At 69.5% G+C, this 505-nt stretch carries 1 protein-coding gene; it reads right to left on the minus strand.

Annotated features, from left to right (window positions below; all coding sequences use genetic code 11):
- The coding region (locus ABD323_RS45730; RefSeq protein WP_344447815.1) for a class I tRNA ligase family protein at positions 1-419 on the minus strand (419 nt) is incomplete at its 3' end.
- Positions 420-505: the final 86 nt, after the last annotated feature.

The following is a 505-nucleotide window of genomic DNA, read 5'->3' on the forward strand; positions in this document are numbered from 1 at the left end:
TTGACGAAGCCGTCCACCAGGTACTCGCCGGTGCTCGGCAGATAGGGGAAGCGGGCGGGCTTCAGCACCACCTTGCCCGCGCTGTGCAGCCGGCCGACGAAGTCCAGCACCAGCTTGGTGAACCGCTCCTCGTCCCGGCTGAAGCCGTCCACCTCGATGCCCAGCGCGGCCAGGGTGGCCTCGATCTTGGCGGTCGAGTCGGCCACCAGCGCCTCGGGGCTGGTGCCCAGACGTCGGGCGGTGGTGACCACGAAGGTCGAGGTGTCCTGGGCGCCGGTGCCGAAGACGGTCTCGCGGCCGGTCGCCCGCTGGTAGCGGGTGTAGACGTCGGCGGCCAGGAACGGCCCCGCGAGGTGACCGAGGTGCAGGTCTCCGTTGGCGGTCGGGGCGGGGGAGATCACCGCCACGCGCTTGCTCATGCCTTCTCCTTCTGGTGACGGGCGAGGAACGCGTCCGACATGTCGGTGTCCCACCAGATCCCGTAGTACTCGAAGTCCTCCTGGTG

The organism is Kitasatospora nipponensis, from assembly GCF_039528135.1.
Classification (GTDB): domain Bacteria; phylum Actinomycetota; class Actinomycetes; order Streptomycetales; family Streptomycetaceae; genus Kitasatospora; species Kitasatospora nipponensis.